The organism is Paenibacillus polygoni (genome assembly GCF_030263935.1).
Classification (GTDB): Bacteria; Bacillota; Bacilli; order Paenibacillales; family Paenibacillaceae; genus Paenibacillus; species Paenibacillus polygoni.
Genome location: NZ_CP127162.1, coordinates 1,170,221 through 1,186,510 on the forward strand (window position 1 = coordinate 1,170,221; position 16,290 = coordinate 1,186,510).

15 protein-coding genes are annotated in these 16,290 nt (G+C 43.0%); 11 read left to right on the top strand and 4 right to left on the bottom strand.

All coding sequences use genetic code 11. The features are described 5' to 3' along the window. Positions 1–94: 94 nt before the first annotated feature. Complete coding sequence (tkt, locus tag QPK24_RS05590) at positions 95–2,146, top strand: transketolase (protein WP_285746877.1); 2,052 nt, start codon at positions 95–97, stop codon at positions 2,144–2,146. A 78-nt stretch (positions 2,147–2,224) separates the two neighbouring features. On the opposite strand, the gene QPK24_RS05595 is transcribed toward tkt, so the two are convergent. Continuing rightward, on the bottom strand, positions 2,225–3,124 hold the full coding sequence (locus tag QPK24_RS05595) for an NAD(P)-dependent oxidoreductase (protein WP_285746879.1): 900 nt from the start codon (positions 3,122–3,124) through the stop codon (positions 2,225–2,227). A gap of 283 nt (positions 3,125–3,407) precedes the next feature. Between QPK24_RS05595 and QPK24_RS05600 the strand changes: the two genes are divergently transcribed. The 7 genes from QPK24_RS05600 (at position 3,408) to QPK24_RS05630 (ending at position 10,658) form a co-directional block, all read left to right on the top strand. Further along, positions 3,408–4,763 carry a glucose-6-phosphate isomerase gene (locus QPK24_RS05600; protein WP_285746881.1) on the top strand — a complete coding sequence of 452 codons (1,356 nt, stop codon included), beginning with the start codon at positions 3,408–3,410 and terminating at the stop codon, positions 4,761–4,763. Between the two features lie 201 nt (positions 4,764–4,964). Beyond that, positions 4,965–5,597 (top strand): YigZ family protein, encoded by a 633-nt coding sequence (locus QPK24_RS05605; protein ID WP_160032244.1) that lies wholly within the window; start codon positions 4,965–4,967, stop codon positions 5,595–5,597. Between the two features lie 3 nt (positions 5,598–5,600). After that, positions 5,601–6,182 (top strand): TetR/AcrR family transcriptional regulator, encoded by a 582-nt coding sequence (locus QPK24_RS05610; protein WP_160032243.1) that lies wholly within the window; start codon positions 5,601–5,603, stop codon positions 6,180–6,182. Positions 6,183–6,397: 215 nt separating this feature from the next. Then, positions 6,398–7,465 carry a sulfate/molybdate ABC transporter ATP-binding protein gene (locus QPK24_RS05615; protein WP_285746886.1) on the top strand — a complete coding sequence of 356 codons (1,068 nt, stop codon included), beginning with the start codon at positions 6,398–6,400 and terminating at the stop codon, positions 7,463–7,465. Between the two features lie 158 nt (positions 7,466–7,623). Further along, entirely contained in the window at positions 7,624–9,231 is a 1,608-nt protein-coding gene (locus tag QPK24_RS05620) for an ABC transporter substrate-binding protein (protein WP_285746887.1), read from the top strand. Between the two features lie 162 nt (positions 9,232–9,393). Continuing rightward, positions 9,394–9,840, top strand: coding sequence for a hypothetical protein (locus QPK24_RS05625; protein WP_285746889.1), 447 nt, complete (start codon positions 9,394–9,396; stop codon positions 9,838–9,840). A 32-nt stretch (positions 9,841–9,872) separates the two neighbouring features. Beyond that, complete coding sequence (locus tag QPK24_RS05630) at positions 9,873–10,658, top strand: MBL fold metallo-hydrolase (RefSeq protein ID WP_285746891.1); 786 nt, start codon at positions 9,873–9,875, stop codon at positions 10,656–10,658. 193 nt (positions 10,659–10,851) lie between these two features. On the opposite strand, the gene QPK24_RS05635 is transcribed toward QPK24_RS05630, so the two are convergent. Both QPK24_RS05635 and QPK24_RS05640 read right to left on the bottom strand, forming a co-directional pair. Further along, positions 10,852–11,361 (bottom strand): hypothetical protein, encoded by a 510-nt coding sequence (locus QPK24_RS05635; RefSeq protein WP_285746893.1) that lies wholly within the window; start codon positions 11,359–11,361, stop codon positions 10,852–10,854. A 191-nt stretch (positions 11,362–11,552) separates the two neighbouring features. After that, positions 11,553–12,578, bottom strand: coding sequence for an ABC transporter substrate-binding protein (locus tag QPK24_RS05640; protein ID WP_285746895.1), 1,026 nt, complete (start codon positions 12,576–12,578; stop codon positions 11,553–11,555). A gap of 214 nt (positions 12,579–12,792) precedes the next feature. On the opposite strand from QPK24_RS05640, the gene QPK24_RS05645 reads away from it, so the two are divergent. From QPK24_RS05645 to QPK24_RS05655, 3 genes are read left to right on the top strand one after another with little or no spacing between them, the layout of a single operon-like run. After that, positions 12,793–13,779, top strand: coding sequence for a FecCD family ABC transporter permease (locus QPK24_RS05645; protein WP_285746897.1), 987 nt, complete (start codon positions 12,793–12,795; stop codon positions 13,777–13,779). Next, positions 13,776–14,819 (top strand): FecCD family ABC transporter permease, encoded by a 1,044-nt coding sequence (locus QPK24_RS05650; RefSeq protein ID WP_285746899.1) that lies wholly within the window; start codon positions 13,776–13,778, stop codon positions 14,817–14,819. The genes QPK24_RS05645 and QPK24_RS05650 overlap by 4 nt, the downstream gene beginning before the upstream one ends. 38 nt (positions 14,820–14,857) lie before the next feature. Beyond that, positions 14,858–15,697 carry an ABC transporter ATP-binding protein gene (locus QPK24_RS05655; protein ID WP_285746901.1) on the top strand — a complete coding sequence of 280 codons (840 nt, stop codon included), beginning with the start codon at positions 14,858–14,860 and terminating at the stop codon, positions 15,695–15,697. Between the two features lie 47 nt (positions 15,698–15,744). On the opposite strand, the gene QPK24_RS05660 is transcribed toward QPK24_RS05655, so the two are convergent. Beyond that, complete coding sequence (locus QPK24_RS05660) at positions 15,745–16,272, bottom strand: general stress protein (RefSeq protein ID WP_285746904.1); 528 nt, start codon at positions 16,270–16,272, stop codon at positions 15,745–15,747. Positions 16,273–16,290: the final 18 nt, after the last annotated feature.

Here is a 16,290-nt window from a genome sequence, read left to right on the forward strand (position 1 = left end):
AAAAGTATTTTTCTTTTAGCGGGTACCAATCCCTGAGCGTAAGTCCGTTTGCTTATCCTGACATCTTTTTTTGAGATTATGAGGAGGATGAAACATGACTGATCAACAAACTAAAGACCAAAGCATTAACAAAGATGAGAATCAAACAATCGATAATTTGTCTATTACTACTGTTCGTACCTTGGCAATCGACGCAATTGAGAAAGCGAAATCGGGACACCCAGGTATGCCGATGGGCTCTGCACCAATGGGCTATCAATTGTTTGCCAAAACGATGAATCATAACCCGGAAAATCCAACTTGGATCAACCGTGACCGTTTTGTTCTGTCCGCAGGACATGGATCTATGCTGCTTTACAGCTTACTGCACCTGAGCGGTTATGATCTTCCGATGGAAGAGATTAAACAATTCCGTCAATGGGGAAGCCTGACTCCAGGACACCCTGAGTTCGGACACACTGCTGGTGTGGATGCAACAACAGGTCCGCTTGGACAAGGGATCGCAATGGCAGTAGGTATGGCAATGGCTGAAGCTCAGCTCGGAGCTACTTACAATAAAGATAACTTCAACGTGGTTGACCACTATACTTACGCAATTTGCGGTGATGGTGACCTTATGGAAGGTGTTTCTCACGAAGCAGCATCCCTGGCATCTCACTTGAAACTGGGTAAACTTGTGGTTCTTTATGATTCCAACGATATTTCCCTTGATGGTAAGCTGAACCTTTCCTTCTCTGAAAGCGTTCAAAAACGTTTTGAAGGATACGGCTGGCACGTGCTTCGCGTAGAAGATGGTAACGATCTTCCTGCGATCGAAAAAGCAATTAAAGAAGCACAAGCAGTATCAGATCGTCCAACTCTGATCGAAGTGAAAACAGTGATCGGTTACGGTAGCCCGAACAAACAAGGTAAAGGCGGCCATGGCGGTACTCACGGTTCCCCACTAGGTGCTGACGAAACAAAACTTACAAAAGAATATTACAAATGGGTATATGAAGAAGATTTCTTCGTTCCAGATGAAGTACGTGCTCATTTTGCAAAAGTGAAAGAACGCGGAGTAGAAGCAAACAAAGCTTGGGAAGCTAAATTTGCAGAGTACAAAAAAGCATACCCTGAACTTGCTGCTCAGTTCGAAACAGCAATTAGCGGCGGACTTCCTGAAGGTTGGGATCGTGACTTGCCGAAATACAGCGTGGAAGACAAAGCAGTATCTACTCGCGTAGCTTCCGGTAACGCACTGAACGGTCTTGCTCACAATGTACCTAACCTCACTGGTGGATCTGCTGACCTTGAAAGTTCAACAATGACTCACTTGAACGATCTTGCTCAGTTCACTCCTGCGGATTATTCCGGCCGTAACATCTACTTTGGTGTTCGTGAATTCGGTATGGCTGCTGCAATGAACGGTATGGCGCTGCACAGCGGTGTGAAAGTATTCGGCGGTACATTCTTCGTATTTACCGATTACCTGCGTCCAGCAGTTCGTCTGTCCTCTATCATGAAACTGCCAGTAACTTATGTACTGACTCATGACAGTATTGCAGTAGGTGAAGATGGTCCTACGCATGAACCAATTGAACAACTGGCTTCCCTGCGCATCATTCCAGGTCTTACTGTTATTCGTCCAGCGGATGCTAACGAAACTTCTGCAGCATGGGCTTATGCAGTGGAAAACACTTCGAATCCGGTAGCGCTTGTTCTTACTCGTCAAAACTTGCCAATTCTTGCAGGTACCGTAGAAGGCGCTCGTGAAGGAATCAAACGTGGTGCTTATGTCGTATCTGATGCGAAGAATGGTAAAGCAACTGCACAAATTATCGCAACAGGTTCTGAAGTTCAACTTGCAGTAAAAGCACAAGAGGCTCTTGCTGAAGAAGGTATTCACGTACGTGTTATCAGTATGCCAAGCTGGGATCTGTTCGAAAAACAAGATAAAGCATATAAAGATTCCGTTCTGCTTCCAGATGTGAAAGCACGTCTTGCAGTAGAAATGGCTCATCCAATGGGCTGGGAAAAATATGTGGGTGATGCTGGTGATATTCTCGGCATTTCTACGTTCGGTGCATCTGCGCCTGGCGACACTGTAATTAAAGAATATGGCTTCACAGTAGAAAATGTAGTTAGCCGCGTTAAAGCGCTTCTGTAGTTCTATTGTACCCATATCAAAACAAAAAAGGGTGAAGCAGCCGACTTGGCGCTTTACCCTTTTTCATTCTATCTCGATCTATGCAAGCGGCTTGCCGTTAATCTGCTGTTCTATATAAGCTTCGTAGATTTTTACGACAGCTGATAAGTCTTCATCACCGTACCCTTTAGCGGCACCAGACTGGAACATGCTTTTTGCCAGATTCAGCATAGGGGCAGGCACGCCAGTATTGTCTGTCAGAGATGACGCAAGTTTTAAATCTTTGAGCATAAGAGCGAGGGAAAATTGATTCGTAAAATCATGGTCAATGATTTTGCGGCCTTTCAGTTCAGCTGCTTTACTGCCGGCAGAACCCAACTTCACAAGATCCAGGAATGCATCGGCAGGAATGCCTGATTTTGAAGCAATAGCAAATCCTTCTGCCAGTGCTACATTGTTAATCCCTACGATGGTATTATGGGCAAGCTTTGCTACGGCCCCATTTCCGTTTTCGCCCATAGGGATTACTTTTTGACCAAGTGTATTAAATACATCCATCTGACTTTCGATGGTTTCGGCATCACCGCCGACCATGAATACTAAAGAACCATCAATGGCTGCTGGTTTGCTGCCTGTAACAGGAGCATCCAAAAAAGAACAATCAAGTGCCGTAGCATCAGCTGCGAGTTTCTTGGCAAGGCCAGGGGAAATGGTACTGCAGTCGATAATCGTAGTACCGTCAATGACACCTGCAAAAATACCGTTCTCGCCATAATAAATATCATTGATGGATGCATCATTACTTACCATAGTTATAATTAGAGACTGACCGTGCGCAGCTTCTTTCGGCGTTTTGGCTGCTACAGCACCTTCGGCTACGAATGGGCTGCATTTTTCTGCAGTTCGGTTATATACGGTGACTTCATATCCTCTTTTAAGAAGGTTAGAAGCCATGGGACCACCCATCGTACCAAGTCCAAGTACAGCAATCTTTTTCATGAATCATTCTCACCTTTCATTGTTTAAATCAAACGTTCTATAGGTTTTCATCATATCATGGAGACGTAGAGCAAGCCAAAAGGCTAAACTGTGACGACAATAAGGCTTAAATGATTCGGTCAGCAATTCACCAAGCTTGTCACGTTATCGAAATTAAAGTATTCTATTTCATAAGTGAAGGCGCGGTAGTTAACAATAACGTATAAACCGGACAGCCATAAGACAAGCTTTCAAGTGAGAACTAATTCTCGCTAATTCGAAAAATAGTGGAGGTTTTATAATCATGGCTAAAAAAGTAACTTTTGATTACAGTAAAGCTCTTGAATTTGTAGGTCAACATGAAGTGGACTATTTGGCAGAGCCAATTCGTCTTGCTCACGAGCAACTTCACAATGGTACAGGTGCAGGTTCTGACTTCCTAGGATGGATTGATCTTCCTACAAACTATGACAAAGAAGAGTTCTCCCGCATTCAAAAAGCAGCTGCAAAAATCCAAAGCGACTCTGAAGTACTGATCGTCATCGGTATCGGCGGTTCTTACCTTGGTGCGCGTGCAGCAATTGAAATGTTGACTCATTCTTTCTACAATGAGCTGCCAAAAGAAAAACGTAAAACTCCAGAAATCTATTTCGCAGGTAATAACATTAGCTCTACATATGTAAATCATCTGCTTGAGCTGGTTGAAGGAAAAGACTTCTCTGTCAATGTAATCTCTAAATCCGGTACTACAACGGAGCCAGCGATTGCATTCCGTATCTTCCGTGCTGCACTGGAGAAAAAATATGGTAAAGAAGAAGCTCGCAAACGTATTTACGCAACAACAGATAAAGCACGCGGTGCACTGAAAAAACTTGCAACGGAAGAAGGTTATGAGTCCTTCATTATTCCTGATGATGTAGGTGGTCGTTATTCTGTACTTACAGCAGTAGGACTTCTGCCTATCGCTACAGCAGGTATTAACATTGAAGAAATGATGCAAGGTGCAGCAGATGCTTCCAAAGAATTTGCTAACCCGAATGTTGCAGAAAACCAAAGTTATCAGTACGCTGCAGTGCGTAATGCTCTGTATCGTAAAGGTAAAGGAACAGAAATCTTGGTAAACTACGAGCCATCCTTGCACTTTGTATCCGAATGGTGGAAACAGTTGTTTGGTGAAAGTGAAGGAAAAGACTTCAAAGGAATCTATCCTGCTTCCGTTGATTTCTCAACAGACCTTCACTCCATGGGACAATTCATTCAAGAAGGAAGCCGTAACATTTTTGAAACGGTTATCCAAGTGGAAGAAGTGCCAAGCCACATCTCCATTGAAGCAGATCCAGACGATCTAGATGGACTGAACTTCCTTGAAGGGAAAACAATGGACTTTGTTAATAAAAAAGCATTCCAAGGTACGCTTCTGGCCCACACAGATGGTCAAGTGCCGAATCTTATTGTAAATGTTCCAGATATGTCTCCATATTCTTTCGGATATCTGGTATACTTCTTTGAAAAAGCATGCGGAATCAGTGGATACCTGATGGGTGTTAATCCATTTGACCAACCGGGTGTAGAAGCTTACAAAAAGAATATGTTCGCTCTTCTGGGTAAACCAGGTTATGAAGAAGAAAAAGCAAAACTTGAAGCTAGACTTACTGAATAAATAATGAATGATCTGTTAAAGATCAGAAGTTATCTGTTTCATAAATAGAGAAATACAATCAAGCTTCCGCCGGTTGTTTGATCATAAGAAGCAGTTCACCCGCATTTGGATGGACTGCTTTCTTACAAATATAAACCCTATTACATCTAAGAATAGAACACCTCCAGGTGTTTTCTTCACATATAGAAAGGTAAGAGAGCAATGATTGAGCAGTACAGAACCGTTCGAGCAGCGGGGAACAAGGAAATTGTAATTAAGAAATCTCGATTTATTGGTTATGTTATGCCTGTACAAAATGAGGAAGAAGCGATCCAATTTATTGAAGATATTAAGAAAAAACATTGGAATGCCACTCATAATTGTTCAGCATATATGATTGGTGAACGGGATGAGATTCAGAAGCAGTCTGATGATGGAGAGCCAAGCGGGACCGCAGGGAAACCTATTTTGGAGGTGATCAAAAATCAGGGACTGAAAAATGTCGCTATCGTGGTAACAAGATATTTTGGCGGTATTATGCTGGGTGCCGGGGGACTGATTCGCGCTTATACGGATGGAGCAGTTGCTGCGATTGAGGCTGGAGAAGCGATTACAAAAGTGCTTCACCGCGAAGTTTTCGTAGAACTGGATTACACTTGGCTGGGAAAAGTGGAAAACGAGCTGAGAAACAGGCAGGTTCGCATGGGAGAGACTACATTTACTGACAAAGTCAAGCTGACATGTCTGCCGGTAGATCGAGAAGCAGAGCGATTCATCGAGTTTATGACAGATCTAACACAAGGTCAATCTGTGATCACGGAGGGACAGCAGCTTTATTTTATTGAAGGAGAATAAGATATGGCTAGAAGAGCAGTGGAGCAGGAATTGTCGAGAGAACGAATTTTAGAAGCAGCCAGGCATTTGTTCGTTACAAAAGGATATCGATCTATTTCAATGCGCAGTATTGGACAGCATCTAGGATACAGTCACGGCTCTTTATATTATCATTTCAAGGAAAAAGCAGAATTGTTTTATGCCATCGTAGTCGAAGATTTTAATCATTTGGGGCAGCTGCTCCTGCAGGCCATGGCTAGAAGTTCTAAAGATGGACTTACAAAACCAGAGCATGTCATGATGGAATTTATACGCTTTGGTCTGCAAAATCCCTATCAATATGAAATTATGTTTATGATAAGGGACGAAGAATTGCTTGCTTATTGCCGGGCAGAACAGAATCGTTGTTATGAATTATTCGCCACCATTATCCGTCATCATATGAACCACAAAAACTACACAAACGAAGAACGGATCCAATTACCCCACAGTTTATTTTTATCCATTCACGGATTCATCTCTTATTACATCCAAGACCGCTTGCCATTTGAAGAAGTCAGGGCTGAAGCAGCTTCACATGTAAGCATCATGTGCAGTCGTCTGTAGACCCCCTTCTTTTGGTATACGCCAACACCACGTCGTGCTTACATACTTCAAAGCGGTAAACTATCATAACGTTACAATATCATAACGGTGATCTACGAAAGTGTTATCTGAACAACTAAGAGAAACGATTGACGAAATCCCCCTATATTTGGTAAAGTATCAAATAAAGTAAATCCTATCTAAATAATAGGAAATATGTGATGGGGGATGGCGTCATGCATGTGGAAGTCCGTGGTCTAAACAAACATTTTGGCAATTTTCATGCAGTTAAAGATGTTTCTTTTGATATAAAAAAAGGTCACCTCATTGGTTTACTCGGTCCAAGTGGAGGAGGCAAAACTTCCATACTACGTATCTTGGCAGGGCTTGAAAATCCCGATGCGGGTGAGATTCGCTTGCATGGACAGCTAGTTAACCATCTTCCGCCCCAAGAACGGGGAATTGGATTTGTCTTTCAAAACTATGCGTTATTTAAACATATGACCGTATTTGATAATATCGCGTTTGGACTTAAGGTAAAGAAGCAATCCAAATCGCAGATCCAAGATCGGGTCATGGAACTTGTTGAACTGACAGGGCTCAGCGGCTTTGAGAAAAGATATCCACACCAGTTATCCGGAGGACAAAGACAGCGGGTTGCGTTTGCAAGAGCACTTGCTCCTGAACCACAGCTTCTGCTGCTGGATGAACCCTTCGCTGCAATTGATGCCAAGATTCGGCACGAGCTAAGATCATGGCTGCGGGAACTCATAGAGCGGGTAGGTATTACCTCGATCTTTGTTACGCACGATCAGGACGAAGCGATTGAAGTTGCTGATGAAATTATGATTATAAACGCAGGAGCGCTCGAGCAAAAAGGGACTCCTTGGGACATATATAAACAACCGGAAACCCCTTTTGTAGCCTCTTTTATTGGTGAATCGACGATTGTTGAGCATGCACGGGAACTAAAAGGGTTTGACAAGTTAACAGGTTCTGCTGTTGAAGCGAAGGCTCTGATTCGCCCTGAATACATTGAGGTAGGCTCAGAACATGAATTCACCTTGCTTTCGGCTACCGAAAAGGGAAAGGTTCGTGCCTTGCACTTCCGCGGCAGTGAATGGCTTGTTGAAGTCGTGGTCGGGAATAACAAGTTAATCACGTATCGTTCGTTAGAAAAAGAAACACTATCGGTAGGTCAAGAAGTGCGAGTCCTTGTTCACAGGGCTTATCTTTTTAATGATCATGAGAACTGGATGGTTGAGAATCACCTGAAGAGTGATCCGATGCCCGTATCTATATAGGGAAATTCACTTATACCCTGAACGTTAACTGACGTGCGGGGTTTTTTATTGTGTGTTTTATTAGTTTTGCTTTTTAGATGAACCTTGTTTATACTACATTCATATTATTAGCGAGGATACCTTAATGCTATTTATGCATCAGGAGGATAACAACGAGAATGAAATATTCAAATTGGTTTCGAAATATGTTGCCGCTTCTTCTTATCTTAGGGTTACTGCTGACCGCATGTGACAACCAAGAAGATCAGACGAAAGCGGGAGACGCTGGCAATGAAATAACAGATAAGGTTAGCTCACCTGTACAGGGCGGCAGTATCAATATCGCCGTACAAGATGATCCGAAGATAATGAATCCCTTAATAGCGACAGATCGGATTACGCTTACCGTGAACCAGTCGCTCTATGCGCCGCTATTTTACATGGACAATGGGAAGAAAGTGTATGCGTTGGCCGAGCGTGCATATGCTTCAAAAGACTATAAAACGTATTTTATCAAGCTGAGAGAAGGACTTACATGGCATGATGGAAAAGCCATTACGGCCGATGATATTGTGTTTACAGTCAATCAAATCATAGATGAGACTCAGAATAGTCCTTTTCGAAGTCAATATGTTTTTGATGGACAGCCTGTAAGGGTAGTAAAGATTGATGAGCTGACTGTCAAATTTGTACTGCCCGCAGCCACTCCTTCATTCGAAGGTGCACTACTGTATCTGTATCCGATTCCGAAGCATATCTATCAAGGCGAGAAAGATATCGCCCATAGTTCTAAAAACGATCATCCTATTGGGTCGGGTCCTTTTAAATATAAGGAATACGCACCAGGTGAGCATCTAACTTTGGAGCGTTTTGAAGACTATTATGACGGAGCAGCCTATTTGGATACGATTTCGTATCAAATCATGGACCCGGATACAGCCGATCAAGCACTTCGCGAGGGTGTTGTGCAGATGTCGCTGATTAATAACGATGAATATGAGACGCTGAGTGAATCAGGAGAATATAACCTCGTAACTTATGCAGATGGACGTCTGCAGTACATGGTATTTAATATGAACACAGCAGCGATGAAAAAGAAAGAAGTCCGTGAAGCGATCGCCTATGCGTTGGACAAAGAAGAAATGATTCGAATCTCTTATCTGTCGAGCAGGTTCGCAGATCCTGCGTCTTCTATATTTACACCGGATACGTTGTATCATACTTCGGAAGTAAGGACCTATGATTATAATCCAGAGAAGTCTAAGCAATTGCTCGAACAAGCAGATGTTTCAAATTTAAAAATCCGCCTTGCTTATGTAAAGTCCAGCAATACGCAAATGAATCAGGCTCTCTACATCCAGCAGAAACTAAAAAAGGTTGGAATTAAGGTCGAGCTAAAACCGATGGAAGCATCCGCGTATGAAAAAAAGAAATTAGATCAAAACAATACTGATTTTGAGCTTTCGCTTGCTGGATATATTCTCGGTCCAGATCCTGTCAGTTATGAGTCTCTCTATAAGAGTAGCGGGGTATATAATGAATCACACGCGGAGAACAAAGACCTGGATACACTTTGGGAACGCGCCTCTGTAGAAGTGGATTCAGCTGTTCGTCAGAAGTTATATGTACAGATTCAGCAGAAGATTGCAAAAGAACTTCAGGTTTTGCCGATTGCTTATACAAAAAGTGTCATCGCAGTAAGTAAAGGTTATGGTGGTCTAGAGGAAGCGACTGCTCAGCCGATTGTACTCTTCCGTGATTTATCCAAAATTTATTTTATTAAATAAAAGAAGAGAAAACGACCGATGGAGGTCGTTTTTTTCTTTTGCAGACATGGGTTGGTCTTGAACAAGGGTTGAAAAAAGGTCTACAATAGAATCAATTTCATAATACCTTTAGTTGCTTGAGTCAGGATGATTACATTACCATGCGAAGAGGAGTGTTACCTCATGAACCAGGAAGTCAAATTGTCGCAGTACACCGCTATATTACTAGAGAATGCAAGAAGAAGCGGGCTTACGAATGAGGAGATTGTAGAAGCAGTACAAACGGAAAATACGGAGCTGTTAAAAGCTGCCGAGCGCCCGCATTATACATACGAGTCTTTTTTCTCTTATGCAAAAGAACATGGCGAAGATATAGAGAAAGCAATAAAGGAAGGCTACCGAATTACGTTTAATACGAATAATGGACTCAAGAACTGGATCGCAGCAACATTTCAGCTTGATCCAAACAAAGATTTCTCCCTAGGAGAGGGACGGATCGAAGGTCTGGTCTTGTCCGAACCCCAAGTAGAAAAACTAGAGCAGACTCTTGCATTTAATTGGGAGATAAAAGAAAACAGGCAAACAGCAGACGGGCGCAAACAGCTTACGCTGGGCATTCGCGGACAATAAGGAACACGAGACACAAGAAAGGAGAATGATTCATGACAAAATATAATAAGCTGACCTTTCTTGGTACGGGTGACGCTATGGGTGTGCCGAGGCTATATTGTGATTGTAAAGTGTGTGAGGAAGCAAGAACAACCGGGGAGAATCGCCGGTATCGCTCTTCGGTTTTTGTAGAGAGTGCTGAGGGTGAGTTTTTCATTGATGGAGGGCCCGATTTTCGGCACCAGATGGAAATGATGGAGAAACGTAAACTTCACACGATGCTGGTGACACATCCTCATTTTGATCATATTGGCGGACTTCCTGAATGGGCTGATGCTTGCCGGTGGCTTGGAGAGAAGGGTAAGCTCTATGCACCGCAAGAAGTGCTGAATGCGATTCAGGAACAGTTTCCTTGGCTAGGGAACCATATCGAGATGATACCGGTTGATCTGGAGAATGGTCTTGTGCTTGCGGGATTCCACATCCGGGCCTGGAAAGTAAACCATGGGAAGAACGGTTACTCCTATGCATATCGTCTTGAGAAGGATGGGTACATATGGGTGTACTGCTCTGATTCTATTAACTTAAGCGAAGAAGAACAAAAATTGCTGTATGGTCTTGATCTGCTTGTGCTGGGTACAAGTTTTTATCATGAGGAAGCTGCTTTTGAAACTCGGTCGGTATACGACATGATGGAAGCCCAAGAACTCATTGCCAAGGTAAAGCCAAAACAAACAATTTTCACTCATATGTCTCATGACGTTGATCTACGCAAAGACTATACGTTAAGCCCAGATATCATGCTTGCTTATACCGGGCTAACGCATTCGTTACAATAAGGCTTCTCTCTTTGTGGGCATGTAGATAAGATTGTGGCAAAATAAATCAAGTAAGACAGAGGATTTTCTCTGTCTTTTTTCATACAACAAAACCTCTTCTCGTAAGAAAGGAGAGAGGTTTATATTGACTTAAATTATGTAGTTAATTTACGTAGTTAAAATATGTAGTATCGCATTATGTGTACATTATGCATTAGTAAGTATGTTTTTTTGGACGGAAGAGAACGTAAGCTCCAACAACGATAAGCAGGAGAGCAAGGATCGGCTGGATGATGGAGAACTGACTAAGCATGGAACCAATAGAGAACGCGATGAAGAAAATAAAGGATAGTACAGCCAATATATTGATGGGAATCAGCAGGTATTTGTTTCTGGTACCGAACCAGTAAAGTTCGAATAATCCTACGGCTGGTGCCAGGATAAATCCAGGCCACATGGTAATCCAGCTGTCTGTAACAATGGCGATCTGGCAAGTCAGTCCTGCGGTGAGAAGAATACCTCCTGGAACGAGAAGCCCAATTCCGCGGCCGATCAGTGAGAAGTACATCCAGTGAAAAAATACACCCAGCGGGATAAGGAAGAAAGTCGGCCAGAAGTAGCCAAAAATAGAGCCGGTTCCGATATCCTTACCGGAGTTCATAAGCAGAAAAATACCGATCAAAATGAGCAGCGGGGCGATCAGATTTTGCTTCCTTAATCTCAAATGGATCACTCCTTTCTATAAATTTCAATTACAACTACACGTATCATAACAAAAAGAGGATAGGCTGTAACCGGTCTAGAGAAAGTGAAGTGCACTAGACTTAAGTCCAGTTTTTTACAAATAATGAATGATGGTTTCATTCATAAAAAAGGCACAGTTCTATGAACTGTACCCGTGTGCTTAGTATTTTATTATTCTGCAATTTCATAAAATCCGTAGAGTTCATCAAGAAGTAAGTTAGCGGCGAGAATACCGCCGGCTGTATTCCATATGGCATCATCTACTTTATATGCACGGCCATTTTTGACTGCGCTTAGGTTTTGCCAGAGTGGGTCTTGTACCATCTCTGTTTCGGTATCATTTCCTTTGCCGTCGCCTGTGTCATAGGTAAAGTAGAAAAGGCGATCTGCATCCGCTTCTGGCAAACGTTCCTTCGTAATCTCATCTACGAATTCAGTTGCATTTTGGGTAAGTTCTGTCCTCCCCAGTCCTATTTTTGCAAAGATGTTACCTGTGAAAGTATCGGTATGATAAATTCTGGTTTTGCCAGCCATAAAACGAACCACAGATACCGTTTCATTCACTTTATCGCCTGCTTTAGATTTGAAATCCGCAATGCGATCATTGAATTCGGTGATTTTTGCTGCGCCTTCTTCGGTTTTATTCAGTGCCTCTGCATATAGTTTGAAGTTGATCTCCCAGTCTCCGCGAAGATCCTCAGCCATAACAGTTGGGGCAATCGCTTTTAACTGATCATAGACTTTTTCTTGGCGCATTTTATTACCGATAATTAGATCAGGCTGCAAACCTGCGATAAGTTCAAGGTTCGGCTGACTCTCATCACCGACTACCGTTACACCTTCCATCTGATCTTTGATATGGGCGTACCAAGGATCACCTGTCCATGATTTCACAGCCCCGACGGGTGTAACTCCTAGAGCAAGCAGTGCCTCTGTTCCTTCGTTGGTCAGAATAACGACTTTCTGCGGTGTTCCTTTTATTTTTGTTTCACCCATTGCATGTTTTACCGTGTATGTATCCGTATTTGTTGTTCCTTCGCTTGTTGTATTGCTGGATGCCGGCTGTGCAGGTTCATTACCTGAACTGCCTTCCGTCGTCTGGCTCCCACAACCAGCTAGAACGAGAATGAGCATAAGCATTGCCGCTCCGAGTAAGTGAAAAGGATGTTTCTTTGTATGTACGTTAAAAGCCCCCATGTAACCAGTTCCCCCTGAAATAATATATTGATAATGATTATCAGTTAACAACCATGAATATATAACCAGTTTCTACCATTGTCAAGCATTAATTGAGAATGATAATCAAAAAGATTGACAGATCTTTCTGACTTCTACTAAAATTGCGGAGTGTACTACTAGATGGAAATTTATACATAAAATGATATATACAAAATAAGTAGAGGGATTAATCATGCGCATCTTGGGTCTTACCTTGTCTATTGGTCTACTGATTCTTGCTATGATGAGTAGTGTTGTTTTTGGTGTCACCCACATTCCTTTGTCCGTTATTTGGCAGTCTTTGACTGAACCCAATGGAAGTACAGAGCATTTAATTATACAGACGGCAAGGATACCTCGTGCGCTGATTGCTGCAGCAGTTGGCGGGAGTCTTGCCGTAGCAGGTGCCGTAATGCAGGTGATCACCCGTAATCCAATCGCTTCTCCGAGCACCTTAGGTGTGAATGCAGGTGCTGCTTTTTTCGTCGTTGTAGCTACAGGTTGGTTAGGTGTATCTGGTCTTCAACAAACGACTTGGGTCGCTCTTTTGGGAGCGGCAGTAAGCGGCGGGGTTGTATTTTTTCTTGGAAGTATGGGCCGGGACGGAATGACACCTGTGAAAATCACACTAGCCGGTGCTTCCATGACTGCCTTTTTTCATTCGCTCACTCAAGGTTTAATGCTGTCAGATGGAAAGATGTTTGACCAGGTGCTAATATGGCTTGTCGGATCAGTTGCTGGCAGGGAACTAGATCAGCTTAAGGCAGTCGTTCCTTATATGGGGATAGGGCTGTTGATTGCACTCCTGCTGTCAAGGCATCTTAACGTATTATCCATGGGAGATGATATTGCGGCAGGGCTTGGACAGAAGACGGCTATGATTAAAATTCTCTCTGCCGTCTCTATTATTTTACTAGCAGGTGCATCGGTTGCTGCTGCGGGTCCTATCGCGTTTATAGGCATCATTATTCCGCATATCATGAAGTTTTTTCTTCCGAATGATTATCGCTGGATTTTACCGTATAGTTTCGTATGGGGTGCTGTACTCCTTGTTTCCGCAGATGTGCTGTCCCGCTATATTGCGATGCCCAAAGAGGTGCCGGTCGGCGTTATGACGGCGATCATCGGCGTTCCGTTCTTTGTCTATATTGCAAGAAAGGGAGGGCGGCAAGGAGCATGAGCAAATACAAGTCATTTCAAACGTCTAACGGCAAACTTTCATTTCTAATTGAAAAAAGAACCGTATGGGTTACGTTTATTCTGTTCATCCTCTGTGCTGCATTCATGGTGATCTCAACGGGAATCGGAAGTCAGTACATTTCTCCTTCGCAAGTGATAAGCTCTATTTTTGGTCAAGGAGATAAAACGGTAGAAATTATTGTAGAAAAATTGAGACTGCCGCGTATTCTGACTGCTGTACTCGTTGGATCTTCTCTTGCAGTTGCAGGGGCCGTGCTGCAAGGAGTAATCCGAAATCCGCTTGCATCACCAGACGTAACGGGAATCACAGACGGAGCCTCACTTGGAGCGGTGCTTTTTATATTTTTCACATCTGGTACGATTTCCATAAAATTTATGCCGCTCGCTGCGATCCTGGGCGCTTTTCTAGTGACGGGATTGTTATATGTACTGGCATGGAGGGGTGGCGTTACGCCTTTGCGCCTCGTGCTGGTGGGTACAGGCCTTGCAGCTGCGCTTAAATCGATCTCTTACATGTTTATTATTGCAGGTCCAATGCAGCTGGCGGAGCGGTCGATTACCTTTATGACGGGAAGTATCTATGGAGCTTCGTGGGATTCAGATGTGTACATCTTACTTCCTTGGGTCGCCATTCTGTTGCCATTAACCTGGCTCCAAGCGAGGAAGGTTAACATTCAAGCCCTTGGAGATGAAGTAGCAGTAAGCGCAGGAGCACATGTGCAGAAGCATCGGCTGCTGCTTATCGTGCTCAGTGTGGCACTTGCGGGATCAGCCATCGCTATTGGCGGCACCATTGCATTTATTGGGCTAATGGCACCGCATATGGCGAGGAAGCTCGTAGGGCCTTCCTTTGGAAGTGTGGTGCCGGTAAGTGCGCTGCTCGGAGCCTTGATCTTATTGATAGCCGATCTAGTGGCGCGGACTGCGTTTCTTCCTGCGGATGTTCCGGCAGGTGTATTCACTGCAGCCATTGGCGCTCCGTTCTTTATGTATCAGCTATATAGAAGCCGAAATCATTGACTTTATATACTAGGAATCTGGGAAGGAATGAATGGCGAATGGATATTTTGTGCGCCGAGAAGCTGGGACTCTCATACGGAGATGCATACATTTTTGAAAATATGGATGTAGCCATTCCGCAAGGAAAAATAACCGTGTTCATCGGGAGTAACGGCTGCGGGAAATCAACGCTGCTGCGTTCCCTTGCAAGACTACTAAAGCCTCAGCAAGGGTCTGTCATTCTAGATGGCGAACAAATCGCAGAGATGAAGACAAAGGACATTGCCCGTAAGCTCGCTATTCTTCCGCAGGGACCTGTTGCTCCTGAAGGACTTACAGTGCTCCAGCTGGTGAAACAAGGGAGATACCCTTACCAGACCTGGCTAAAGCAGTGGTCGCCAGAAGATGAGCAGGCCGTGGATAGAGCTTTGGTCTCTACGAAAATGAAGGAACTTAAAGGTCGGACCGTAGATTCCTTGTCTGGCGGCCAAAGACAGCGGGCTTGGATTGCGATGACGCTGGCGCAAGAAACACCGGTCATTCTGCTAGATGAGCCAACGACCTACCTAGATCTGACCCACCAGATTGAAGTGCTGGATCTGCTGTATGATTTGAATCGATCAGAGCAGCGTACGATTGTAATGGTGCTTCACGATATCAACCTGGCTTGTCGTTATGCGGATCATATTGTAGCAATCAAAAACGGGGGTATAGAAGCGACAGGGCATCCAGCAGCTGTGATCAATGCAGAACTTATGGAAAAGGTTTTTGACCTAAGGTGTCATATTATTCCCGATCCTATATTCGGGACTCCACTGTGCATTCCTCACGGTAAAGGCGGACTTCATAAGCCTCTTAAGGAGACAGTAAGTATAAATAACCAAATGATTTCACAATAAAGGAAAGGAACCACGAGGATTGTGGTTCCTTTTTTTAGCTAGTATATTTATCGAGAACTTCTCATTCGTTTAAAATCCTTATTTAAACTGGAATACTTCAGTTTTCTCATTCTTATCAAACTTTTAATGTCAGAGATATTATCATAGGAGAGCTGAATGTAGAAGTAGTTTATAAACTCTAAAATAGCAAAAATATAAATGAAGAAGGCGATTGTTAATCCCTGTAGAGGTAAAGATGGATACCATTTAATGAAATCGAAGAAAAATATAACAATTGCGGTTATAATCATAACTATATTCACCAATTTTAAATCATGTAACTGTCGTACAATCTTAATCGGGGTTATGGTCTTATTCTCATTTCTTAGCCTTTTACATTTTGCATACCAATAAATCGTTCCTTGTAATAAAAGGAATTCTAAGAGTATAAAAGATATCCAAAACGAATATAGGGAATACAATTGTAAGCTGGGGAATACGTAATTTACCAGATAACAAACAGGTACAAAAGTGATTATAGAAAACAATTCCCCTGTATATAAATAAACCAACCTTTTTTCTAATGTTTTTCTCAAAAGTAAAACACCTCTTGA